Below are 24,419 nucleotides of genomic sequence, written 5' to 3' on the forward strand. Positions count from 1 at the left end.
TCTCTCACGGCCTGTAACGTCTGCCACACGTACCCGGCTACTTGTAAAATCTTCACTTTCACGTTCGCCCGGTCAACTCCCGAATGCACTTCATCATCCCTGCTCCCGGATCTGCTTTCAGCCGATGACAGATCCTCTCTGATGGAACTCTGAGGATAACTACTCTTTTCGTTCTCCGTCTTTTCAGTTTCATTCATATCTAGTACATATAGTATGCGATTTTTTCTTTTTTGTCAACCCGCTTATCAGACAATCTCGTTGATAAAAACAGGAGAAAACGGAATCAGTTTACTGATTTCTTCTTTGAATTCTGCTGAAAAGATCTCTTTTTCTTCCTCTTCAATCTCTTCCAGCTCTTTATAAGCAAATACGATCGATGTAAGCGCATCAATACTGATCTTCTGCACAGCATCATCTTTACCGGTGTGTGCTGTCCTTGTCCGGACTACAAGATGTTCTTCATTGCCTTTTAGCATAAACAGACAGTTATTTTCCCGGATAACCGGATCATACAGAACAAACTCCAGATTCATCTCTTCTTTGCACACCATTGCAGACAGAAGACTTTCTACATTCAAAAGACGCGCCATGATCAAAGGTTTTTTCTTTTCTTCTTTTTGGAGGATGACTCCTGCCTTATCAAAAATATCTCCATATCCTTTCCTGATCAATGGTTCTCTTACTGCAAACCCGTCTTCTTCATCAAAAACAAGGATTCCTCGGATTTCCCCATCCTGCTCTGCGATCAGGATTCCGCCTTTTTCACTTTCCTGTTCCTTCAAAAGGCGCATATAATAAGCTGCATCCCGTTTGGTATATACCTGGATTTTCTGTTTTTCCAGAACTTCTTCCGCAAAATCCCCCAGCTTTTTACAGTCTTTTTCCTCTGCCTTTCTGAGTTTCACGCCAGAATCGTTCTGTAATTCCACGATCTTCTGTATTGTCAGTTCTTCTCCGTCTGTTCCTTTTGCACTCCACACATCAGCTGCATAGATAAACCGGTAATTATGTGGATAGTAAATTTTCTCACTTGCGGGCATCAGGAAAAAGAATGGCATTTTTTGCTGATACAGATCTCTTGCTGTCTTGCTTAATAATTCCGCCATATAACCTCTGTGCCGGTAAAGAGGCTCTGTTGCAACTGCAACAATGTATCTGCTCTCTACTGCCTTTTTCCCCATCTGTATTACGTAAGGATTCAGCTGCATCATTGCCCGGATATCGTGATCTGTCTCGATCACATAGATTTCGTTATTCTTCGTCTTTTCTGTGTAATAATAGTCCAGAAATTCTTTCGTATCTTCTGTAAATACCTGTTCCCACAGTGTTCTTGTAAGCCCACGTTCTTCCGGCTTCAGTTTTTTCAGTATCTTCATTTTACTTTTTCGCCGTACCTTTCCATTCAGACTTGATCTACATTTGTCTTGCTGCACAACCTCCACAGCCTGCGCAGCCACCTGCAGGTGCTGCTACGTCTACACTGCTGAAATTAGTCAGCTTTTCAATTGCACAGATTGCCTGGGAAGAAATTCCTTCCCCACTTCCGGTAAATCCAAGACCTTCTTCCGTCGTTGCCTTGACATTTACCTGATCCGTTTCAATATGCAGCGCTTCTGCAATATTCTTTTCCATCTGCTCGATGTGCGGGCGCATCTTCGGTCTCTGCGCAATGATCGTCGCATCAATATTCTCAATCACATACATATGGTCATCCAGCAGCTTTCCTACATGCTCCAGAAGCTTAATACTGGAAATTCCTTTGTATGCAGGATCTGTATCCGGGAAGTGCTTTCCGATATCTCCAAGTGATGCTGCTCCAAGCAGGGCATCCATGATCGCATGCAGAAGTACGTCTGCATCCGAATGTCCAAGAAGCCCCTTTTCGTATGGGATCTCCACCCCACCAAGAATCAGCTTTCTTCCTTCTGTCAGTTTATGAACATCATATCCCATTCCAACACGCATCTTCTACACTTCTCCTTCCTGTCTGGCATCTGCTTTTTTGTCGCTCTTTTCTTCCGGCACATCTTCCGCCTTTTTATCTTCTTTATCCGCCACAGTTTCCTTTTCTTCGTCTTTTACCGCTTCTGTATCATCTTCTGCTTTCTTTTTCTCTTTTTCACCGTCTTCCGCTTTTTCTTCAGCGGCTGCTTCTTTCTTTTCCTCTTTATCTGCAGGCTTCTTTTCTTCTTCTGTATCAGCTCCTACATGAACGTCTACAACTTCTTTTCCTGAAGAAACCTTTTTTTCTGCTTCTTCTTCGTCATCTTTGTTTTCTTCTGCTCCTGCAGTTGTACCCTGAATTTCTGTCTTTGTCTCTTTTACGATTATTCTTATATTCCAGATAATCGTAGCCAGTCCAAACAGTGCAAAAAATATTCCGACCAGAATAAAAAGGATCTGGTTTTTCGGTTCCCCGGCAATTGTGTCCTGCACAAGTGATATGCCGGTATATACCAGATATGCGCCGATTGCAGCCATGATGATCTGCTTTGTCTTAGATGTCATATGAAAATTCCTCCGTTTTGTCGTAATCTAGGGATATTTTATCACATCTTGGGGGGATTGCATAGGTTTTGTTGGGAGGCAGGCGAAATGGTGAGAGGGTTCAGAGGGGACGCAGGAGGAGAAAAAATATCCCACCGGATTCCTTTGTCCAAACCATTCCGATAAGCCTCTGAGAGCGAAAATTGTGTCAGCAAAGGCTTCCACAATTTTTGAGTCTTATCTCCATTGGACAAACATGGAATCTGGTGGGATATTTTTTCTCCTCCTGCTGACTTTCTCCGAAAAGACGGCAGCGCTTGGAAGCGGCTGCCTGGGGAATGTTGTGTTTAAGTACCTATGCAATTGGGGATTTATCAATGGCTTTTGTGTGGGGAACTTTATTTGGAAATTTTGAGGTAATAGGCTACTTACCGTTTCGTAAACGCTGTAAAGGGGCATGATTCAAAGAATCACACCCCAAGCACTTGACTTAGAACCTATAAGCTATAACGCAAAAAGAAGCCCCACACAAGGACTCCTTCTTGTAGTAGCGGGAACTGGATTTGAACCAGCGACACCGCGGGTATGAACCGCGTGCTCTAGCCAACTGAGCTATCCCGCCATATGATATGTTTTTGTGCCAGCTCTTCAGAGCTGTGTGCATCGCACGAATTGCACTTCACATTTCGCGTTCAATGCTTTCGACTTAAAAAAACTTTCTCGCGAAATGGGACCAATAGGGCTCGAACCTATGACCCTCTGCTTGTAAGGCAGATGCTCTCCCAGCTGAGCTATGATCCCATATGTTCGTCTGTTTCACAACCGACTTCGTTATTATACAATCATCTTCTCACAAATGTCAACTGTTTTTTTCATTTTTTTGCTTTATTTTTTACAATTTCAAGAAGCTTTCATTCGATACCGTTGAATGGGCGGTCTCTGGAAAAAGAATCGTTTGGATTCTATTTTTGCGCAATGGAGAGGAGACTTAAAAATTGTGGAAGCCATTGCTGACACAATTTTCGCCCCAAAAGGCTCCTCGGAATGGTTTGCGCAACTTGAATCCAAACGATTCTTTTTCCAGAGACCGCCAACACAACCTGTATCATTCAACGTTTTTGCACAAATCAAAAAATCTCCGGATTTCTCCGAAGATTTTCTGATTATATTTTACATAGAGGATATGTCTTATACAATTCCCTGAGCCTGCATTGCATCTACAACTTTTTCAAATCCGGCAATGTTAGCACCTACTACATAGTTTCCTTCTGCTCCGTAACGTTTTGCTGCGTCTGCTGCGTTATGGCAGATATTTACCATGATGTTCTGAAGTTTTGCATCAACTTCTTCGAATGTCCAGCTGAGACGTTCGCTGTTCTGTGACATCTCAAGTGCGGATGTAGCAACACCACCTGCATTAGAAGCTTTACCAGGTGCGAATAATACACCGTTCTCCTGCAGATACTGTGTAGCTTCCAGTGTAGTAGGCATGTTAGCTCCTTCTGCTACTGCGATGCATCCGTTTGCAACAAGCTGTTTTGCATCTTCAAGATGAAGTTCGTTCTGTGTTGCGCAAGGAAGAGCGATATCAACTTTTACTGACCATACGCCGCGACCTTCATGATATTCTGAATTCGGACGGTAGTTCTTGTATTCTGTAAGTCTTGCTCTCTTCACTTCTTTGATTTCTTTCAGAGCTGCAACATCGATTCCTTCCGGATCATATACCCATCCTGTAGAGTCGCTGCATGTTACAACTTTGGCACCCATCTGCTGTGCTTTTTCGATTGCGTAGATTGCAACGTTACCTGCTCCGGAAACTGCAACTGTCTTGCCAGCAATGTCTTTTCCTGCAAGTTTGAGCATCTCGCGTGTGAAATACAGAAGTCCGTATCCTGTTGCTTCTGTACGTGCAAGGGATCCGCCGTAGCTGAGTCCTTTACCTGTCAGAACACCTTCTGATAATCCACGGATTCTCTTGTACTGTCCGTACATGTATCCGATCTCTCTTGCACCTGTTCCGATATCTCCAGCCGGTACGTCTGTGTCTGCTCCGATATATTTGCAAAGCTCTGTCATAAAGCTCTGGCAGAATGCCATAACTTCACGATCTGATTTTCCTTTCGGATCGAAATCGGATCCACCTTTACCTCCACCGATCGGAAGACCTGTCAGAGAGTTTTTGAAGATCTGTTCGAATCCAAGGAATTTGATAATTCCGATATTTACTGAAGGATGGAGACGTAATCCTCCTTTATATGGTCCAATTGCACTGTTAAACTGTACACGGTATCCTGTATTGACCTGAACCTGACCTTTATCATCTACCCACGGTACGCGGAATTTGATCTGTCTTTCCGGCTCAACAAGTCTTTCAAGAAGAGCGTCTCTTCTGTATTCTTCTTCATGAGCTTCTACAACTGCACGAAGAGATTCCAGAACCTCTTTTACTGCCTGATGAAATTCTGGTTCATCTGGGTTTTTCTTTACTACAAGTTCAATTACTTCATCAACATAAGACATACTACTCAATACCTCCTGAATGTTCTTTTACAAAAAATGTGTGATTCCACATTTCTCTTTCAAAAAAATAAAGGGGCAAACAAATGTCTGCCCCTCCGGAACACCTTTGTTCTTTAACAGAGTAAAGCATTCAGGCGCCCGTGTCAAGATTTTTTTACATATTTTTTAAATTTTATGAATTTCCACCACATTTTTTCTTCAAATACAGTTGATTTTCATTTTTTTTCTTGATACTTCTTCTCTTTTTTGCAAGTTCGTGTCGACAATCTTGCATTTTTCGTCTCATTCAAAGCATTTTATGCCCGATTTCCCGTCTTATTTGAAGTATTTCACACCAGATTCAAAGATCTTCATATCCTGCTCACCGTAAATATTGATTGCCACGGAATCTGCACGACGCTCTGAATGTGCCATCTTACCAAGCACACGGCCATCCGGACTTGTGATACCTTCAATTGCGCGATAAGAGCCGTTGACATTCCATTCTTCATCCATAGATACGTTTCCGTCAAGGTCACAGTACTGTGTTGCAACCTGTCCGTTTGCAAAGAGCTTGTCAAGCCATTCTTCGCTTGCAACGAAACGTCCTTCTCCGTGGGATGCCGGGTTGGTGTAGACTCCGCCAAGCTCTGCTCCCTGAAGCCATGGTGACTTGTTGGTGACAACCTTTGTATAAACCATCTTGGAAATATGGCGTCCGATGGTATTGTAGGTCAGTGTCGGAGAATCCGGTGTCTGTCCCACAACCTCTCCGTAAGGAACCAGTCCAAGTTTTACCAGAGTCTGGAATCCGTTACAGATACCAAGCACAAGGCCGTCTCTCTCATTCAGGAGCTTCTCTACCGCTTCTTTGAGTTTTGCATTCTGGAATGCAGTTGCAAAGAATTTTGCAGAACCATCCGGTTCGTCACCGGCTGAGAATCCACCCGGGAACATGATAATCTGTGATTTTGCAATTTCTTTTTCAAATGTATTCACAGAATCTACGATATCTGCTGCATCCATGTTACGGAATACTTTTGTGATGACCTTTGCACCTGCTCTTTCAAATGCTTTTGCACTGTCATACTCGCAGTTTGTTCCTGGGAATACCGGGATAAATACAGTCGGCTGTGCAATCTTGTGTCCGCAGATCACAATGTCTTTTGTATCGTAAAGCGGAGATTCTACCTTTTCGTCAGAAGCTTCGTCAGATACTGTACGGAATACCTGTTCCAGAGTTCCTGTCCATGCATCTTCTGCTTCTTTCAGTGTGATTTCTGTATCTCCAAATGCGAATTTCGCATCATCTGTCACTTCACCGATCACAGTGTAAGAAATGGAGAGTTCTCCTACCTTGTCTGCTGGAACTTCTGCTACGATATCACCGAATGCAGGTGCAAAAAGTTCTCTTGCATCCATGCTGTGTTCGATCTTCACACCCATTCCGTTACCGAATGCCATCTTGCTGACAGCTGCGATCACTCCATGGCGGTCAAGTGCGTAAGCAGATACGATCTTTCCGTTGTGGATATCATCAGCGAACTTACCGTACTGATCCATTACCTGTTCATATACCGGCAGCTCGTATTCATCTTTTTCAATCTTCATCCATACAAGCTTATTACCTGCTTTTTTCAGTTCCGGAGTAATGATATCTCCTTCTTTGGCAATATCAACTGCAAAGGATACCAGTGTCGGCGGTACATCGATATGTTCAAATGTTCCGGACATACTGTCCTTTCCTCCGATTGACGGAAGTCCATAAGCGATCTGTGCCTTATATGCACCAAGCAGTGCTGCAAATGGCTGACTCCATCTTTCTGGATCCTCTGTCATTCTGCGGAAATATTCCTGGAATGTAAAACGGATCTTGCTGTAATCTCCACCGCAAGCTACGATCTTAGCCATAGACTCTGTGACAGCATAGACAGCTCCGTGATACGGGCTCCAGCTTGACAGATACGGATCAAATCCATAACTCATCATCGTAACGGTATCGCATTTACCATGCATAACCGGAAGCTTTGCAACCATGCTCTGTGTCTCTGTCATCTGGTATTTTCCACCGTGAGGCATGAAGACCGAGCCTGCTCCGATGGATCCGTCGAACATCTCAACCAGACCTTTCTGCGAGCATACATTCAGGTCTTTCAGAGTATCCAACCATTTTTCTTTTACATTGCCAACCTCAACCTGTTTCTTAAGGATGGTATCTTCTCTTGAAGGAATATCAACTTTAACCGTTGTCTCCTGGTGTGCACCGTTGGTGTTCAGGAAGGCACGGGAAATATTTACGATCTCTTTTCCTCTCCATGAAAGGACAAGTCTCGGATCTTCGGTAACAACCGCAACCTTTACTGCCTCCAGGTTCTCTTCTTTTGCATAGCCAAGGAATTCATCTACATCCTTCGGATCTACCACAACAGCCATACGCTCCTGGGATTCAGAAATCGCAATCTCTGTTCCGTCAAGACCTGCATATTTTTTCGGTACTTTGTCCAGATTGATCTGAAGACCATCTGCAAGCTCTCCGATTGCAACAGATACTCCGCCTGCTCCGAAGTCATTACACTTCTTGATCAGCTTGCTGACTTCTTCTCTGCGGAACATTCTCTGGATCTTACGTTCGGTCGGCGCATTACCCTTCTGAACCTCAGCTCCACATGTTTCGATGGATTCTTCGGTGTGAACTTTGGAAGAACCGGTTGCTCCACCACAGCCGTCACGTCCGGTACGTCCGCCAAGAAGAATGATGATATCTCCCGGATCCGAATTTTCACGGATAACTGCACGTCTCGGAGCAGCACCCATAACCGCACCGATCTCCATTCTCTTTGCTACATAATCCGGATGATAAATCTCTTTTACCAGTCCGGTTGCAAGTCCGATCTGGTTACCATATGAGCTGTATCCATGTGCTGCACTACGCACCAGTTTCTTCTGTGGCAGTTTTCCTTTCATCGTCTCTTTTACAGATACGGTCGGATCTGCTGCACCGGTTACACGCATTGCCTGGTATACATAAGTACGTCCTGACAGCGGGTCACGGATTGCTCCGCCAAGGCAGGTAGCCGCACCACCAAATGGTTCGATCTCGGTCGGATGGTTGTGTGTCTCGTTCTTGAAGTTGACAAGCCACTCTTCTTCCACGCCATCTACTTCAACCGGGACAACGATACTGCAGGCATTGATCTCATCGGATTCTTCCTGATCCTGAAGTTTGCCTTCTTTTTTCAGCTTCCGCATTGCCATCAGTGCAAGATCCATCAGGCATACGAATTTGTCTTCGCGTCCTTTAAAAATCTCACTGTGTGTCTGAAGGTATTCTTTATATGTGTCTTCCATCGGCTTTCTGTAATCGCCATCACCGAAGGATACTTCTGTAAGTTCTGTTGAGAATGTGGTATGACGGCAGTGGTCAGACCAGTAGGTATCCAGAACACGGATTTCTGTCATAGATGGATCTCTGTGTTCTTCCCCTTTGAAATAATTCTGGATGTGCTGGAAATCCTTGAATGTCATGGCAAGTCCAAGGGAACTGTATAATTCCTTCAGTTCAGCTTCCGGCATATCTTTGAATCCGTCAAAGATCTTTACATCGGCAGGTTCATCAAATTTTGTAACCAGTGTCTCCGGTTTCTCAAGTCCTGTTTCTCTGGAATCCACCGGGTTGATGCAGTGTGCCTTGATAGCTTCCATCTCTTCTTCGCTGATCTCGCCTTCGATCACATAAGTGGTCGCTGTCTTGATAACCGGCAGTTCATCCTCTTTGATAAACTGTACACACTGAACAGCAGAGTCTGCTCTCTGGTCAAACTGTCCAGGAAGAAATTCTACAGAAAAAATGTGGTCACTTTCTTCGTGCGGGAAGTCCTCTCTGTAAAGCACATCTACCGGCGGTTCTGCAAACACACCGTTGCATGCCCTCTCAAATGTTGAATCGGAAAGATTCTCCACATCGTAGCGGATCAGTACACGTACATTCTTCACCGTCTTAATTCCAAGATAGCTTTTCACCTCATGGCGAAGCTCTTTAGCCTGTACTGCAAATTCTGGTTTTTTCTCCACATATACACGTTTTACGCCCATAATTTCCTCCATTAGCTTTGGTAGTAATATTGAAACCGCATGCCTTGATCCGGCATAACGGCAGTTTCCTCGATTTTTATTTTACCACATCATCTTTTATAAGTACAATAAATATAACTAAATCTTTTTATAAGTATATCTAATCGTTACTGTTCACTCCCGTGAACCGCATCTCTTATTTATCTTCTTCTGGACAATACTGCATACAAGAGACACGATCAAAAACGCTGCAAAAATACCTCCGATCCGCATCACCATATCATAGAAAAAGCCCTCCGGAAGCATCCGGATCATATAGTCTTCTGCCGGATCAAGGATCCATAAGTTATTGCTAAAGAAAATATGATGAAAGATCACGAAATATTTGTTAAAGTCTCTTGAGAACAGAAATCCTGCCACCGCGGTAAGTGCCAGAAATACCGCCAGCACCCGCTGATACATCTGCGGGATCAGCCTCCGCCAGTCTGCTTTCATCAGCACAAGTGCCGCCATTGAAAAAAGCAGTACAAGGATCGCTCCCCTCCGGATTGCAAGTCCGCCAAGAAAAAGCCCCTGCACATCTGACATATGAAGCCGGTCCTTCTCATTGAAAAAATCCTGTATATTTCCTTCCACTTCCGTCTCAATACTCAGTTTCTTCTCGTTGCCCCGCAAATAAGACATCATGAATTTTGTCACCTTCATAATATCCGGCATCTCCATATAAAGTTCATCCGCTACCTTATATTTTTCGTATTCTTTTTCATAAAAATTCCAGTCTCCGTATGCACCGATTTCAAAACTGCTGATCAGCAGGATCACGATCAGTGAAATACTCGGTAAAATCGCCAGGATTTTATGCAGCCATTTCTTTTTTGCCATCCTTTTCCTCCTTCTCTTTTTTGTTTATAGTTTAGCAATCCTGTCTTCATTTGTCAAAAATGGTTTTCTCTTGAAATTTCATTTTTTATCACTTATAATACTAATAGGTTTTATAAGGAGGACTAATAATGGATATCAACTATGAATTATATAAAGTATTTTATTATGTTGCAGACACGCTCAGCTTTTCTGAGGCTTCCAAGCAGCTCTTTATTTCACAGTCCGCTGTCAGCCAGTCCATTAAAGCACTGGAAAAGAAACTGGATCAGGTTCTTTTCATCCGAAGCACAAAAAAAGTACAGCTCACCCCGGAAGGCGAGATCCTTCTGCGCCATATTGAACCGGCGATCAACCTGATCAAGCGCGGGGAATCCCAGATCATGGAAACAGCCTCTACCGGCGGTCAGATCCGCATCGGTGCCAGCGACACCATCTGCCGCTATTTTCTAGTTCCTTATCTGGAACGCTTCCACAAGGCTTTCCCTAACGCACATATAAAAGTGACCAATGCCACTTCGATCAAGTGTACCGAACTTCTGGAGAACGGTCAGGTAGATCTCATTGTCGCTAACTATCCGAACGTTTACCTTGGCAGCCTTGCCTCCTTCCGCAAGATCCGTGATTTTCACGATGTCTTTATCGCAAACCAGTCCTTCGCGGAACTGCAGGGGAAAAAGCTTTCCCTCAAAGAACTGCAGCGTTATCCGATCATCATGCTGGACAAAAAAAGTACCACCAGTGAATTTCTGCATTCTCTCTTCCAGCAGCATCAGCTGGATCTGGTCCCGGAAATCGAGCTGAGCAGTAATGATCTTCTGATCGATCTCGCACGGATCGGACTTGGCATCGCTTTTATTCCGGACTACTGTGTACCAAAGAACTCCGACCAGCTCTTTGTCGTCCAGACCGAAGAACAGCTGCCAAAGCGTCAGCTGGTTGCCGCATGGAACGGACATGTTCCTGTTTCCCGCGCGACACAGGCATTTCTGGATTACTTTAATGCATAAGAAGTTTCTTAATTATCCGTCTGTTTTTCCCAGAACAGACGGATTTTTTCTTCCACAAAATCTAACCGGCATCTTTCACAGTCTGCCCATTCTTTCGGGAAAATCTCTTCCCCCTTCTCCCTCTGGAAACGTTCATCCAGAAGAAGGATCACTCCACGGTCATCCTCTGTGCGGATCACCCTTCCTGCCGCCTGCAAAACCTTGTTCATCCCCGGATACCGGTAGGCATAGTCAAACCCGGAAAGTCCCTTCTGGTCAAAATAGCTTTTCAGGATTTCCCGCTCATTGCACACCTGCGGCAATCCTGTTCCGATGATCAGCGTCCCGATCAGCTTCTCATTTGTCAGATCGATTCCTTCTGAAAAAATCCCGCCAAGAATTCCAAAACCGATCAGACTTTTCTCTCTTCCCATTTCAAATGCACGCAGGAAATTTTCCCGTTCTTCTTCATCCATGTGCTGCTGCTGAATAACCAGTTCCATCTCTTCTTCATCTGACGCAAGAAGCTGTGTAAATTCCTGATACACATCTTCCATAAACCGGTAAGATGGGAAAAAGATCAGATAATTTCCCATTTTCGCTTTCACTACCCGAAAAATGTATGCCGCATATCGTTGATACATTTCCCTGGAACGCATGGTGTAACGGGTACTCACATCCACACCATTCATAAGCAGTCTCTTCTTCGTATCAAACGAAGAATCAATGTAGACCGCATAGTTGTCTTTTTCCGTACTCAGAAGTCTTTTGTAATACCGGATTGGCAGAAGTGTTGCCGAAAAGAATACTGCACTGTTCCCCTTATCCAGACATTTCTGCAGATTTGCCGCCGGATTAACGCAAAACAGCTTCAGGACAAATCTTCCATCCTCCCGATACTCCGTATAAACCACATAGTTCTCATCCAGCCCATCATAAATATTCAGAAAAGACCTCACCTGAAAATAAAAATCCAATACTGTTTCCCGGACTTCTTTATCCACACATTTCTCCAGATACCGGTCCGCCTCAGACAGTACATTCATAAGCTGGATTCCAAGATGCGAAATATTGTCCAGCACCTTATAGTTTTCACACTCTTTTTTCATCGCCAGAAGGATCTTATTGCATGCCTCCAGTCTTTTTGCAAACCGCGGTGCTTCTCCCTTTACCAGTTTCTTCACTGCAAGAAAGTCCTCCTTGCATAGCTCCGCACTGTACATCTGCCGTCCGCGTTCTACCAGATTGTGCGCCTCATCGATCAGAAACAGATATCCTCCAGCGCCACCTTCTGCAAAGAAACGCTTGAGCCTGGCATCCGGGTCAAACACATAATTATAATCGCAGATCACACCATCCACCCAGGTCGACACATCCAGTGCCATTTCAAACGGACAGACCTTATGCTTTCTTGCCTGCGCTTCCAACACTTCCCGGCTCATCACATCTTCCTGCATCAAAAGCTCATAGACCGCATCATTTACCCGGTCAAAATGCCCTTTGGCATATGGGCAGTCATCCGGATTGCAGCTTGTCTCCTCACAGAAACAGATTTTTTCTTTTGCCGTTAAAGTGATCACCTTGAACTTCAGATTCTGTTCCCGCAAGGTTTCGAATGCCTGCTCCGCCACCGTCCGGGTGATTGTTTTTGCCGTCAGATAAAAAATCTTCTCACCCAGTTCTTCTCCGACCGCTTTCACAGCCGGAAATACCGTTGAAATCGTCTTCCCCACTCCGGTTGGTGCCTGAATGAACAACTTTTTCTTCCGAAGAATCGTCCGGTAAACAGATACCGCAAGATCTCTCTGCCCTTTACGATATGGAAACGGAAATTCAATCCCTTTAATAGATGCATTTCTTGCCTTTCTCCATTCAATCTGGAACTTTGCCCATTTTTCATACTGTCGGATCACTTCATCGAACCAGGCTTTCAGTTCATTACTCTGATAAGAATACTGAAACCTTTTCACCTCTTCCGTCTCCATCTGGCAATAGGTCATCTGTACCCCGATCTCATCCAGCCCTTCCTGTTCTGCTACCATGCTGGCATAACATTTTGCCTGTGCCAGATGAATGCCTGCCGGCTCCTGCACCCGGTCAAGTTCCCGCAGAACACCCTTGATCTCATCCACCATGACCTGCTCTTTTGTATGAATCAGTCCGTCGGCGCGTCCTTCTATTTTCAAAGTAAACCCATTACAGGCGATCTCTGCCTTAAGAGGTACCTCCGCCTGATAATCCGATCCCATCTGTCTCTGGATCTTCCGGTGGATCCGGCTTCCCATCTGCATATTCTCCGGATCTGGTCCGCCTCCTGTTCGATTGTCAATATCCCCTTCTCTCAAAATAAACTCCACAAGGTTTCGCACCGAAATCCGGATCACCGGAAGATTCTCGTCCATGTTCTTTCTGCCTCCGCTTTTTTACTACCTGTTATCATACCATAAACACATGTTCCTTGCCAATTGTATCCGTCCTGTCATGATATAGCTTTTCACATTTTCCGTGCTCCTATAATAAAATAGGATGTGCCTCGGCACATTCTCGCGCCGAGCGCGTTGCTGAGCGCCAGTGACGCTCGTTAAGCAACGACCGAAGCGGAGCGTAGACCGCTTGCGACATTCTTCATCTTCGTGCGAGTGCGCATCTCCGGCACGCAGTGCCTTTTATTTCATAGGAAGTTCCTTTGGAATTTCCTATGAAACAAGAAAGCCCCGGCGATCATCACCTCGCCGGAGCTTTCTTCTTAATTGAACTTGTCAATGATATTTTTAAGATACTGGTTGTCTGCCTCATAGAACTTCTCCTGTTCTACGATCTCGGCAAGCTTCGGATCGATCGGCATCTTTCCGAGTACTTCTACCCCAAGTTTTTCTGCAATCTCGTCAATGTGGCTTTCCCCAAATACAGATATCTTCTTTCCACAGTCCGGACATTCCAGATAACTGTAGTTTTCCACCAGTCCGAGAACCGGTATGTTCATCTTCTTTGCCATATTGTAAGCTTTCTCTACGATCATCTGTACCAGATCCTGCGGAGAAGTCACGATCACAACGCCATCTACCGGAAGTGACTGGAATACCGTAAGAGGAACATCCCCTGTTCCCGGTGGCATATCAACAAATAAGAAATCCAGATCTCCCCACATTACATCAGTCCAGAACTGGGTTACTACTCCTGCGATCACCGGTCCTCTCCAGATGACAGGATCTGATTCGTGTTCCAGAAGCAGATTGACCGACATGATCTTCGTGCCGTCTTTTGCAACGCACGGGAACATTCCCGCCTCGCTTCCGACTGCACTTCCATGCACTCCATACATCTTCGGGATAGATGGTCCTGTGATATCCGCATCCAGAATACCAACTGCATATCCCTGCTGTACCATCATACGTGCAAGAGATGCTGTCACCATTGATTTGCCGACTCCACCTTTACCGCTGACTACTCCAATTACTTTTTTTACCTGTGAATACGGATTTGCCGGTGCTTTCAGATCTTTCTTCGCACTGCTGCATGAACCCGCATGCGCACAGGAAGAACATGATTCCGGCGAACATCCGCTGCTTTGTTCTTCTGCCATAACGCCAAACCTCCTACTTTTTCAGGATATCTCTCTATCCTATTCTTCTACTGCTGCGATCACTTCAATTTCGCAAAGAAGGTTCTTTGGAAGTGTCTTAACAGCAACACAGCTTCTGGCTGGTTTTGATGTGAAATATTTCGCATAAACTTCGTTAAATGCGGCAAAATCTCCCATATCAGCAAGGAAACAGGTTGTCTTTAATACTTTATCAAAAGAAGTTCCCGCTTCTTCAAGGATTGCTCCGATGTTCTTGCATACCTGATCAGCCTGTCCTTCGATGGTATCAGCTTCTACAGTATCTGTAGCCGGATTGATCGCAATCTGTCCTGCTGAATAAAGGATTCCCCCATGTACATATCCCTGGGAATACGGTCCAAGTGCTTTTGGTGCTTTTTCTGTTGATACTAATCTCATGTTGCAAATCTCCTTTTCAAATTTATTCTTTCTCTAGCATATCACATCTGCCTCAAAATTCCAAATTTATTTTCGCATACAATGTTATGCCAGCTCTGCTTTTTCTCTCGTCACATTCTGAATCCATTTGTAGCTTCGGTAGCGCATGACTGTGATCGGTACTTTGATCACCTCATCACTCATCAGAAGGATATAAACAACCTGCACCGGCGCATGAAAGACAAAGGCAGCGATCATACCCAGCAGAATAGAGCATCCCCACATGGTAGACACATCCAGGATCAGGCCAAACCTGGTATCTCCTCCTGCCCGGAATACCCCCACTACCAGTGTGGTATTGATCGCCTGGCAGAGTGTAAAGTAAGACATAACAAAAAACATAAAAGAAAGATACCCCTGCGCTTCCTGTGAGAGTGTCATCACATGATTTGCTATCGGAGCAGCTATCAGAATGATGCCGCCTCCTACCGCACCGGTAATAATACTCAGCCACAAAAATCTTTTTCCATACTCTTTTGCCAGATGAAACTCTTTTGCACCGATAGTCTTACCAAGATAAATGGCAGTCGCATTGGATACACCAAAGGCTACCACCGTTGCCAGCTGTCTTGCAACCTGAGCAACAGAATTTGCTGCCACCGCAGCACTTCCCAGATGACCGATCACTGCTGTGTTGGCTGTGGAACCCAGTCCCCACATCATTTCATTCAAGATCACCGGACTCGCATAAATCAGAAAGTCTTTTAGAAGCAGCTTGTCGATCTTACGCATATAGACCGGGTGAAATCTAACGTCATGATTTTTTACTTTTGCATACCAGATCACAATGATAAGTTCTACGATCCTTGCTGTCAGAGTTCCGATTGCCGCACCCATAATTCCCATCTTCGGTAAACCAAACAAACCAAAAATAAGAAGCGCATTTACCAGGACATTACAGACTAATGATGCACTGTAGACGACCGTTGCGATCACAACCTGCTCAATACTCCGCATAATGTAAAGATAGACCTGCGTTGCCGCCATCAGGACATAGGAAAGTGCCACGATCCGCAAATATTTCACACCTTCTGCGATCACAGCCGGGTCACTGGTGTAGATTCGAAGCAGTACTTCCGGGATGATTTCTGCAACAATGGTAAAAAGAGCTGCACAGCTGACACCGATAGTCATTCCCATTCCAAGGATTTTTTCAATCGTCTGTGTATCTTTCTTTCCCCAGTACTGTGCGGTCAAAACCGTTGCACCCGATGTTGTACCAAAAAGGACCAGTGTCATGACAAACTGTATCTGCCCTGCAAGGGATGCACCTGAAAGAACTTTTTCACTGACTCTTCCAAGCATCAGCACATCCGCCGCCGTCACTCCTACGTTGATCAGATTCTGAAGTGCCATTGGGATTACAAGTGCGAACACTTGTCTGTAAAATTTTTTCTTATTTATTTCCATCTTATTTTCCTGCTGCTTTCCGGAAAATCTGATATACATCTTCGGCAGTAAGTTCTTTAATCTTTGAAAGTTTTACAGTATCATTTAATGTCGTCGCCATAGCAAGTCCCCGCAAATCTTCCTCTGATACTTCTCCGATTTCCAGTTCCTTTAAATTTGTCGGCATATGAATTTCACGGAAATATTCTACCGTTCGGCAAATTCCCTCTTTTGCGGCTTTCGCTACATCTTCTTCCTCTACGCCCCATACTTTTTTTGCGTAATGTGCAAATCTTTCTTCATCGTTTTTATAGACATATTCTGCCCAGGATCCCCAGACAGCAGAAAGGGTTGCACCATGCGCCTTATCATATTTTGCACCAAGTGCATGTCCGAGTTTATGTACAGAAAAATCTTTTGCTCTTCCGAGACCTGTCAGTCCATTATGTGAAAGGCTTCCTGCCCACATGATTTCACTCATGGCATCGTAGTCTGTCGGATTCTCCAGACCTTTCTTCCCATTTTCAAGCACAACCCGCAGAAGTCCCTCTGCAATCTCATCTGTCATCTGATTTCTCGTATTTGGAATAAAATATCGCTCCAGTGTATGCATCATGATATCCACGATTCCGCATGCAATCTGGTATTTTGGAAGCGTATAGGTAAGAACCGGATTCATGATCGCAAACTTCGGGCGGTTCAGACCGGTGCTGATTCCTCCCTTTTTCCCTGTTTCTTCGTTTGTCAGAACCGCGGAATCGCTGGTTTCACTTCCTGCTGCCGCAATCGTAAGTACGCATCCTACCGGTGTCGATCTGGTAAGTGTGATTTCACCGCCCCAGATCTCCTCCAGAGACCAGTCCGGGTTTGCCACACCATGTGCGATTGCCTTTGCTGTATCAATAGAACTTCCACCGCCTACTGCAAGAAGAAAATCCGCACCGAATTCAATTGCTTTCTCAACGCCTTCCTGTGCATATGCCATCCGTGGATTTGGCTTTACTCCGCCAAATTCCGCATAAGCAAGTCCTTCTTTTTCCAGCGCTTCTTCTACCTGCGCAAGAAGTCCGCTTTTCTTTACACTTCCACCGCCATATACGATAAATACACGGCTTCCTCCCCATTTCTTAACTTCTTTCCCAACTTCTGCCTGTGTGTTTTCTCCGAATAAGATTTCTGTCGGGGTATACTGTATAAACTTTTGCATTTTACCTCTCTCCTTAAAAAAATCCGAACCGTTCAATAAAGATTGCGGTTCGGACTAAATCCTTCAGTCTTATCTTATAACCATACTTTTCCGGTATGTTCACCATTGATTACATAGTATACTGCATAATCTTCCGGTTTTACATAAAGCTCAATACTCTTGATCTCGGAAATTTTATGTTTCTGTTTCGTCCAGTCTTTTTTTACTGAAGCAATCATATCTTTTGTGTTTACTTCTTTTTCACCATACTGAAGAACAACTTCTGTTTTGATTTCTTTCTTTGCCGCAGATTTTTTAGCTGTTGTTTTTGGTGCAGCTTTCTTTACTTCTTTTGTAACTTTCTCTGCAGTTTTCTTCACTTCTTTTGCAGCTTTTTCAGCTGTTTCTTCTACTGTTTTTTTCACTTCTCCTGCAGCTTTTTTCACTTCCTGCGCTTTCTTTTCAACAGTAGCCTTTACTTCTTTCGGCTGTGCTTCTTTTTTAGCAGTTTCTTTTACTTCTTCTACTTTTTCGCTAACTTTATCTTCTGCTGCTTTAACTGCTGTTTTTACTTCTTCTTTAGTTTCTGCCGCTGCCTTTACCTCTGCTGCCTTTGTTTCTTTTGTCTGTTTTTTCAGTGCCATATTGGTTTGCCCTCCTTAACCGTTAAGCCTTACTATTTTAAATCCGCAAAACTGACAATACACTATATTATCATTTGCTCTTTGACATTATAGCATACTAAATGAAAAAAGTCACATTTTTTCATTTAATTTTACATGCCTCCGTGTTATACTATAAAAAGACGAGAAAAGGAGGTACGTGTTATGGGTATTTTAGTAGCACTGATCGGTGTAGCAATCATCGCCGCTGTCGTTGTTGCTTCTTTCACTGCCGTTCTCGGAGGTGTCATCGGAGGAGAACTGGAAGACGAAGAAGAATAGTAAAAAAGTGGCTGCGAAAAATTCAATCGAGTTTTTCACAGCCACTTTTTTATTATTCTTCAAATGTTTCTTTTAACTTATCCATGAACCCTTTTTTCTTAGCTTTACCCTTCGATTCGGAAGCCGGCTCTTCCTGGTTCAGTGTATTTCCTGTCAACTGATCAAAATGTCTAAGCGCTTCTTTGGCTTCCGGACTTAATTTTTCCGGTGTCTGAATAACCAGCGTCACATAATGATCACCTCTGACCTGAGGATTTCTCAAAGAAGGTACCCCTTTTCCTTTCAGGCGTACTTTTGTATCAGTCTTTGTTCCCGGTTTTACGGTATAGATCACATCGCCATCAACCGTCTTGATTCGTACATCACCACCAAGTGCTGCCTGTGCAAACGAAATTGGTGCAGTTGAGAAAATATGAACATCCTGTCTCTGGAAGATCGGATGTCTGGAAACCGTAACTTCTACCAGAAGGTCTCCCCTTGGTCCGCCATTTACACCCGGTTCACCTTTCTCACGGATCCGAACGCTCTGACCATTGTCAATACCTGCCGGAATTGTGACTTTGATCTTCTTGCGGCTTGAAGTATAACCTGTTCCACCACAATCCGGACATTTCTCACGAATGATCTTACCGGTTCCATGACAGTCCGGACAGGTCTGTACATTCTGCACGGTTCCGAAGAACGACTGTGATGTATAGACAACCTGACCTTTTCCACCACATTTTGAACAGGTCTCCGAACTTGTTCCCGGTTTTGCTCCTGTTCCGTTACACTTTGTACATGGATCTTTCAGAACGATATCCAGTTCCTTCTCACATCCAAAAATTGCTTCCTCAAATGTAATCCGGACACCTTTTCGGATATTGGCGCCCTTCATCGGACCATTGTTCGCACGTCCGCCTCTTCTGCCACCGCCAAACAGATCACCGAAAATGTCACCAAAAATATCACCAAAGTCTGCCCCGTTAAAATCAAAACCGCCATATCCACCGGCTCCGCCTGCACCGCCTTCAAACGCTGCATGACCGAACTGATCGTACTGACGCCGTTTGTCTGCATCACTCAGAACAGCATAGGCTTCCGAAGCCTCCTTGAACTTCTTTTCGGCTTCTGCATCTCCTGGATTCATATCCGGGTGATACTTTTTCGCCAAAGCTCTGTATGCTTTTTTCAGAGTCGCATCATCCGCATCTCGTGATACGCCCAGGACCTCATAATAATCCCTTTTTGCCTCTGCCATAATCCTACCTCACTTAGATATTTCTCAAAGTATTTTAATACAGAATGTACCCTGGCACATTCTCACGCCCGCGTCGGCTCTCCGCAGCATCTTCTTTGCATATGCTGTTCACCTGACCGGAGGCTTTTTATGTCATAATAAGTATGTCATAATAAGTATCTTTCATTTATGACACAGGAAATCTGCAAGACGGTATAGTGCCGCCTTGCAGTCTCTCATCTTATCTTACGGATTAGACTTCTTTGTAATCTCCGTCAACTACATCGTCTCCGTTAAATCCTTCCGGAGCCGGTCCTGCTTCTGGTGCAGGTCCAGCCTGTGGTCCTGCCTGACCAGCCTGTGCGCCTGCCTGTTCGTAAACCTTTGTGAACAGTTTCTGAGCGCTTTCCATCAGTTTTTCTTTTCCTGCTTTGATTTCTGCAACCTGAGCATCTGTAAGTTCTTCTGTATTTGCTTTTGCAAGCAGATCTTTCAGAGCCTGTACGTCAGCTTCTACTGCTGCTTTGTCTGCTGCATCGATCTTATCTCCAACTTCGCCAAGTGCTTTCTCTGTCTGGAATACCATAGCGTCAGCATCGTTCTTAGCGTCGATTGCTTCTTTACGTTTCTTGTCCTGAGCTTCAAATTCAGCTGCTTCTTTTACAGCTTTGTCGATATCTGCATCAGACATATTAGATCCTGCTGTAATTGTGATATGCTGTTCTTTTCCTGTTCCCAGATCTTTTGCAGATACATTTACGATACCGTTTGCATCAATATCGAATGTAACTTCGATCTGCGGGATTCCACGTGGAGCCGGCGGAATTCCATCCAGTCTGAACTGTCCGAGGGACTTGTTATCTCTTGCGAACTGTCTTTCACCCTGTACAACGTTGATATCAACGGCTGTCTGGTTGTCAGCTGCTGTAGAGAAGATCTGGCTCTTCTTTGTCGGGATTGTTGTATTTCTCTCGATCAGTCTTGTAGCTACACCACCCATTGTTTCGATAGAAAGTGAAAGTGGAGTTACATCAAGAAGAAGGATGTCACCTGCACCTGCATCTCCTGCAAGCTTACCACCCTGGATAGAAGCACCAAGTGCTACACATTCATCCGGGTTAAGGGATTTGCTAGGTTCTTTACCTGTCAGACGTTTTACTTCTTCCTGAACTGCCGGGATACGTGTAGATCCACCAACAAGAAGTACCTGACCTAAGTCTGCTGCTGTAAGTCCTGCATCAGAAAGTGCACGTCTTACCGGTTCCTGTGTCTTTTCTACAAGATCACGTGTCAGTTCATCGAATTTAGCTCTTGTAAGAGTCATATCAAAATGCTTCGGTCCTTCAGCTGTTGCTGTAATGAACGGAAGGTTGATGTTTGTTGTTGTTGCAGAAGAAAGTTCTTTCTTTGCTTTTTCAGCTGCTTCTTTCAGTCTCTGAAGTGCCATTCTGTCTGTTGACAGGTCTACGCCTTCTTTTGCCTTGAAATCTGCAAGCATATAGTCTGTGATCTTCTGGTCGAAGTCATCTCCACCAAGTCTGTTGTTACCAGCTGTAGAAAGAACTTCGATAACGCCGTCACCGATCTCGATAACAGATACATCAAATGTACCACCACCAAGGTCGTATACCATGATCTTCTGTTCTTTTTCATTGTCAAGTCCATATGCAAGAGCTGCTGCTGTAGGCTCGTTGATGATACGTTTTACATCAAGACCTGCAATCTTACCTGCATCTTTTGTAGCCTGACGCTGGGCATCGTTGAAGTAAGCCGGAACAGTGATAACTGCTTCCGTAACTTTTTCTCCAAGATATCCTTCTGCATCTGCTTTCAATTTCTGAAGGATCATAGCTGAAATTTCCTGTGGAGAATATTTCTTTCCATCGATGTCTACTTTATGATCTGTACCCATCTCACGTTTGATAGATGAGATTGTCTTTTCTGCATTTGTTACTGCCTGACGCTTTGCAGGTTCACCTACAAGACGTTCTCCTGTCTTTGTAAATGCTACTACAGATGGTGTAGTTCTTGCTCCTTCTGTATTTGCGATTACGACCGGCTGTCCACCTTCCATAACCGCTACACAACTGTTTGTTGTACCTAAGTCAATACCAATGATTTTGCCCATTATGAAGACCTCCTGTTAATATTATAAAAATTGTATTTTGCTTTGTTATTTATATAAAGTGTATCGGAAATACGGTACACGGTATATCTTAGTTTGCTACCTTTACCATGCTGTGTCTTACGACTGAGTCACGGTACATATATCCTTTCTGGAATTCCTCGGCTACTACATTTTCACCAAGTTCTTCATCCTCTACATGCATCACTGCATTGTGGAAATTCGGATCGAATTCCTGACCAACTGCTTCGATCGGTTTTACTCCGATTCCTTCCAGTGTGCTCATCATTTGTTTATAGATCTTATCCATTCCATCTACGAACGGATCGTCTTTCTTATCTTCCGGTACGGACTGAAGTCCGCGTTCAAAGTTGTCTACAATCGGAAGGATTTTCTCTACGACATCTTTGGCTCCAATCTCATACATCGCTGACTTTTCTTTTTCAGTACGCTTTCTGTAATTATCGAACTCAGCCATGTGTCTGGTAAGTTTGTCTGTCAGATCTGCGATCTGCTCATCCTTTTTATCTTTTTTATTCTTCTTTTCAAACAGCTTCTTTTTCTTTGGCTCTTCAGCATCTTCGGAATTCGTCTCTTTACCGGCAGCTTCTTCCTCTGTTGCTTCGGTTTCTTCCGCGTCTTCCGGTTCCTGCCCTTTTGCCTCCTGCTCTTTGGCTTCTGCCTCCGCAGCTTTCTTTGCTTCTTCCACTGCTTCTTTTACCATTTCTTCATTGCTCATCTTTTTATCCAATGGTTCTTCCACCTTTCTTACTTCTTATTCGAGCTTTTTCGGCTCATCCCTGTGGAATATGTCATCCAGCTCTGCCATCAGTGTCTTAAGCGTCTTCATGACATGTTCATAATCCATTCGCTTCGGTCCGATGATTCCGATAGTTCCCTGCATGCCCTCGCCCAGCTCATATGTTGCCGTGACTACGCTGCAGTCTTTCATGTTCTCCACATTCGATTCATCTCCGATGTATACCTGGATGTCTCTGTCTTCACCGCCGCTTGCCATTGACTTTGTAACCAGGGCGGCAAGCTGCTGCTTTTCTTCAAAAGCACTGATGATCTCCTGTGCGCTCTGCTTATCACTAAGCTCCGGATACTTGAAAATATTCGTCGCGCCACTGGTGTAAATCTCCATGTCGTCATCCAGCTGGATCACATTCGCTACTGCATCCATGACACTGCTCATCACACCACTGTGAATCCCTGCCTGTTCTTTCAGTCTTGCGATCACTCCCAGATTGATCTGCTCTAGTGAAGTTCCGTTCAGCGAAGTATTCAGAAGCATATTCAGCTTCAATAGTGCTTCATTGCTGAGCGGTTCATCCAGTGTCACGATCTGGTTCTTTACAATGTTGCCTTCCATCACGATCACAACGATCAGCTGATGGTCATCAACCTGTGAAAGCTGGATAAATTTTAATTTGTTCCCGTTGTAAGTCGGAGTCGAAATCATCGTCGCATAATTCGTGTTGTTCGCAAGAACCTTTGCAACCTGCTTCAGAAGTTCTTCCATCTTGTCAGCCTTCTCAAGCATCTGACCTTTGATCTCGGTAATCTCCTGTTCCTTCTGGCTCATCAGCATATCTACATACCATCTGTAACCTTTATCCGACGGAATCCTTCCTGCTGATGTGTGAGGCTGCATGATATAACCAAGCTCTTCGAGATCTGCCATCTCATTCCGGATCGTTGCCGAACTTAAATTCAGATCTGTATACTTGGAAATCGTTCTGGATCCCACAGGCTCTCCGGTCTCAAGATAGTTCTTAATGATCGCATGTAAGATCTTCGTCTTCCGCTCACTAAGTTCCTGTATGGCTTCCATATGCTACCTCCTTTTTTGTTATTAGCACTCATTATATCTGAGTGCTAACATTTTCTACGCTTATAAATGTACCACTTACCATTCACTTTGTCAACAGGGTTTATGATTTTTTTATTTTTGAGGTCCGGTTCCACCCGGATATGCTGTCGGATTCCAATTCAATCGGCAAACCATTCCGATGAGCCTCTGAAAGCGAACATTATGTCAGCAAAGGCTTCCATAATGTTCTGAGTCTCATCTACATTGCCTCAAATGAATTGGAATCCGACAGCATATCCGGGTGGAACCTCACTCAAGCCTCTAAAAATCGACTTGATTTGGGTGCTTACGGAACATACTATAAAGGATTTACTTGCTTCTTTAACAATACTGTATTGCGTGGGGCGGGACTTAATGGCTGCGCCATTTTCGTCCGCAAACTTTGGAGCTGGCTGTTTGAAGATGATATATTTTTTACTTTCCGGGGCTGCGCTGTTTTTGCCCTCGAATTTGGGGATTAGGTTGTTTTGAAGATGATATATTTTTTTACTTTCCGGGACTGCTCCTCTCCCACTTAACCTCCAAGTGGCTGGAGCAACTGGTTTTTTTCCGCACATCTTCCGACTGGGGCGTCCCATCTGTATGTTTTCCGTCTTCTTGGAAGAGGGTGGGGAGTTTGGGAGGAAGGGGCGGGCGACCAGGCAGAAAAGAAGGGATTCCAATTCATTTGAGGCAATGTAGATGAGACTCAAATCATTGTGGAAGCCATTGCT

General features: G+C 44.4%; 18 protein-coding genes, 2 tRNA genes and 1 other annotated feature (1 of these 21 running past the window's edge). Of the genes, 1 reads left to right on the forward strand and 19 read right to left on the reverse strand.

The annotated features are described in order from the left end of the window. Positions 1-185, reverse strand: a binding site (T-box leader) (it extends 56 nt beyond the left edge of the window). A 60-nt stretch (positions 186-245) separates the two neighbouring features. The 8 genes from ACYQ5K_RS14345 to ACYQ5K_RS14380 all read right to left on the reverse strand — a co-directional run bounded on the left by ACYQ5K_RS14345 (position 246) and on the right by ACYQ5K_RS14380 (position 9,942). Further along, positions 246-1,376 carry a GNAT family N-acetyltransferase gene (locus ACYQ5K_RS14345; protein WP_195230638.1) on the reverse strand — a complete coding sequence of 377 codons (1,131 nt, stop codon included), beginning with the start codon at positions 1,374-1,376 and terminating at the stop codon, positions 246-248. 37 nt (positions 1,377-1,413) lie between these two features. Continuing rightward, complete coding sequence (gene ispF / locus ACYQ5K_RS14350; protein ID WP_173687851.1) at positions 1,414-1,965, reverse strand: 2-C-methyl-D-erythritol 2,4-cyclodiphosphate synthase; 552 nt, start codon at positions 1,963-1,965, stop codon at positions 1,414-1,416. 3 nt (positions 1,966-1,968) lie between these two features. Continuing rightward, on the reverse strand, positions 1,969-2,508 hold the full coding sequence (locus tag ACYQ5K_RS14355) for a hypothetical protein (RefSeq protein WP_195230639.1): 540 nt from the start codon (positions 2,506-2,508) through the stop codon (positions 1,969-1,971). Positions 2,509-3,035: 527 nt separating this feature from the next. Then, a tRNA-Met gene (locus ACYQ5K_RS14360) sits at positions 3,036-3,109 on the reverse strand. A gap of 106 nt (positions 3,110-3,215) precedes the next feature. Next, a tRNA-Val gene (locus tag ACYQ5K_RS14365) sits at positions 3,216-3,288 on the reverse strand. A gap of 387 nt (positions 3,289-3,675) precedes the next feature. Then, positions 3,676-5,010 carry an NADP-specific glutamate dehydrogenase gene (gene gdhA, locus ACYQ5K_RS14370; RefSeq protein WP_055297119.1) on the reverse strand — a complete coding sequence of 445 codons (1,335 nt, stop codon included), beginning with the start codon at positions 5,008-5,010 and terminating at the stop codon, positions 3,676-3,678. Positions 5,011-5,325: 315 nt separating this feature from the next. Next, on the reverse strand, positions 5,326-9,084 hold the full coding sequence (locus tag ACYQ5K_RS14375) for a phosphoribosylformylglycinamidine synthase (RefSeq protein WP_459777817.1): 3,759 nt from the start codon (positions 9,082-9,084) through the stop codon (positions 5,326-5,328). 150 nt (positions 9,085-9,234) lie between these two features. Beyond that, positions 9,235-9,942 (reverse strand): TIGR01906 family membrane protein, encoded by a 708-nt coding sequence (locus tag ACYQ5K_RS14380; RefSeq protein ID WP_173687849.1) that lies wholly within the window; start codon positions 9,940-9,942, stop codon positions 9,235-9,237. Between the two features lie 128 nt (positions 9,943-10,070). Between ACYQ5K_RS14380 and ACYQ5K_RS14385 the strand changes: the two genes are divergently transcribed. Beyond that, positions 10,071-10,949, forward strand: coding sequence for a LysR family transcriptional regulator (locus ACYQ5K_RS14385; RefSeq protein WP_173687848.1), 879 nt, complete (start codon positions 10,071-10,073; stop codon positions 10,947-10,949). A gap of 8 nt (positions 10,950-10,957) precedes the next feature. Here the strand turns inward: ACYQ5K_RS14385 and ACYQ5K_RS14390 are convergent, their stop codons facing one another. The 11 genes from ACYQ5K_RS14390 to ACYQ5K_RS14440 form a co-directional block, all read right to left on the reverse strand. After that, positions 10,958-13,330 (reverse strand): ATP-dependent DNA helicase, encoded by a 2,373-nt coding sequence (locus ACYQ5K_RS14390; RefSeq protein WP_459777813.1) that lies wholly within the window; start codon positions 13,328-13,330, stop codon positions 10,958-10,960. 344 nt (positions 13,331-13,674) lie between these two features. Continuing rightward, a complete protein-coding gene (locus ACYQ5K_RS14395; RefSeq protein ID WP_055260996.1) occupies positions 13,675-14,511 on the reverse strand; it encodes an Mrp/NBP35 family ATP-binding protein in 837 nt (278 codons plus the stop codon). Between the two features lie 39 nt (positions 14,512-14,550). Continuing rightward, the gene (locus ACYQ5K_RS14400; RefSeq protein WP_173687846.1) at positions 14,551-14,928 is read right to left on the reverse strand and encodes a RidA family protein; all 378 of its coding nucleotides are present in this window, start codon (positions 14,926-14,928) and stop codon (positions 14,551-14,553) included. 84 nt (positions 14,929-15,012) lie between these two features. Further along, positions 15,013-16,377 carry an MATE family efflux transporter gene (locus tag ACYQ5K_RS14405; RefSeq protein ID WP_330585960.1) on the reverse strand — a complete coding sequence of 455 codons (1,365 nt, stop codon included), beginning with the start codon at positions 16,375-16,377 and terminating at the stop codon, positions 15,013-15,015. A 1-nt stretch (position 16,378) separates the two neighbouring features. Further along, on the reverse strand, positions 16,379-17,563 hold the full coding sequence (locus ACYQ5K_RS14410) for an iron-containing alcohol dehydrogenase (protein WP_459777814.1): 1,185 nt from the start codon (positions 17,561-17,563) through the stop codon (positions 16,379-16,381). Between the two features lie 74 nt (positions 17,564-17,637). Continuing rightward, positions 17,638-18,186, reverse strand: a complete 549-nt coding sequence (locus tag ACYQ5K_RS14415) for a DUF6465 family protein (protein WP_173687843.1) — start codon at positions 18,184-18,186, stop codon at positions 17,638-17,640. Between the two features lie 352 nt (positions 18,187-18,538). After that, positions 18,539-19,726, reverse strand: coding sequence for a molecular chaperone DnaJ (gene dnaJ / locus ACYQ5K_RS14420; protein ID WP_459777815.1), 1,188 nt, complete (start codon positions 19,724-19,726; stop codon positions 18,539-18,541). A gap of 232 nt (positions 19,727-19,958) precedes the next feature. Then, complete coding sequence (gene dnaK, locus ACYQ5K_RS14425) at positions 19,959-21,833, reverse strand: molecular chaperone DnaK (protein WP_008374721.1); 1,875 nt, start codon at positions 21,831-21,833, stop codon at positions 19,959-19,961. A gap of 88 nt (positions 21,834-21,921) precedes the next feature. Continuing rightward, a complete protein-coding gene (gene grpE, locus ACYQ5K_RS14430; RefSeq protein WP_173687900.1) occupies positions 21,922-22,569 on the reverse strand; it encodes a nucleotide exchange factor GrpE in 648 nt (215 codons plus the stop codon). Between the two features lie 36 nt (positions 22,570-22,605). Then, the gene (gene hrcA, locus ACYQ5K_RS14435) at positions 22,606-23,667 is read right to left on the reverse strand and encodes a heat-inducible transcriptional repressor HrcA (RefSeq protein WP_173687841.1); all 1,062 of its coding nucleotides are present in this window, start codon (positions 23,665-23,667) and stop codon (positions 22,606-22,608) included. 248 nt (positions 23,668-23,915) lie between these two features. Beyond that, on the reverse strand, positions 23,916-24,419 hold a 504-nt coding region (locus ACYQ5K_RS14440), incomplete at its 5' end, for a hypothetical protein (RefSeq protein WP_459777816.1).

The sequence above is a fragment of the Allocoprococcus similis genome, from assembly GCF_054660775.1.

Excerpts from the sequence above, each read along its gene's own strand:
- ACYQ5K_RS14345 (WP_195230638.1), bottom strand. The coding sequence starts at position 1,376 with ATGAAGATACTGAAAAAACTGAAGCCGGAAGAACGTGGGCTTACAAGA.
- ispF (WP_173687851.1), bottom strand. The coding sequence starts at position 1,965 with ATGCGTGTTGGAATGGGATATGATGTTCATAAACTGACAGAAGGAAGA.
- ACYQ5K_RS14355 (WP_195230639.1), bottom strand. The coding sequence starts at position 2,508 with ATGACATCTAAGACAAAGCAGATCATCATGGCTGCAATCGGCGCATAT.
- gdhA (WP_055297119.1), bottom strand. The coding sequence starts at position 5,010 with ATGTCTTATGTTGATGAAGTAATTGAACTTGTAGTAAAGAAAAACCCA.
- ACYQ5K_RS14380 (WP_173687849.1), bottom strand. The coding sequence starts at position 9,942 with ATGGCAAAAAAGAAATGGCTGCATAAAATCCTGGCGATTTTACCGAGT.
- ACYQ5K_RS14385 (WP_173687848.1), top strand. The coding sequence starts at position 10,071 with ATGGATATCAACTATGAATTATATAAAGTATTTTATTATGTTGCAGAC.
- ACYQ5K_RS14390 (WP_459777813.1), bottom strand. The coding sequence starts at position 13,330 with ATGGACGAGAATCTTCCGGTGATCCGGATTTCGGTGCGAAACCTTGTG.
- ACYQ5K_RS14395 (WP_055260996.1), bottom strand. The coding sequence starts at position 14,511 with ATGGCAGAAGAACAAAGCAGCGGATGTTCGCCGGAATCATGTTCTTCC.
- ACYQ5K_RS14400 (WP_173687846.1), bottom strand. The coding sequence starts at position 14,928 with ATGAGATTAGTATCAACAGAAAAAGCACCAAAAGCACTTGGACCGTAT.
- ACYQ5K_RS14405 (WP_330585960.1), bottom strand. The coding sequence starts at position 16,377 with ATGGAAATAAATAAGAAAAAATTTTACAGACAAGTGTTCGCACTTGTA.
- ACYQ5K_RS14410 (WP_459777814.1), bottom strand. The coding sequence starts at position 17,563 with ATGCAAAAGTTTATACAGTATACCCCGACAGAAATCTTATTCGGAGAA.
- ACYQ5K_RS14415 (WP_173687843.1), bottom strand. The coding sequence starts at position 18,186 with ATGGCACTGAAAAAACAGACAAAAGAAACAAAGGCAGCAGAGGTAAAG.
- dnaJ (WP_459777815.1), bottom strand. The coding sequence starts at position 19,726 with ATGGCAGAGGCAAAAAGGGATTATTATGAGGTCCTGGGCGTATCACGA.
- dnaK (WP_008374721.1), bottom strand. The coding sequence starts at position 21,833 with ATGGGCAAAATCATTGGTATTGACTTAGGTACAACAAACAGTTGTGTA.
- grpE (WP_173687900.1), bottom strand. The coding sequence starts at position 22,569 with ATGAGCAATGAAGAAATGGTAAAAGAAGCAGTGGAAGAAGCAAAGAAA.
- hrcA (WP_173687841.1), bottom strand. The coding sequence starts at position 23,667 with ATGGAAGCCATACAGGAACTTAGTGAGCGGAAGACGAAGATCTTACAT.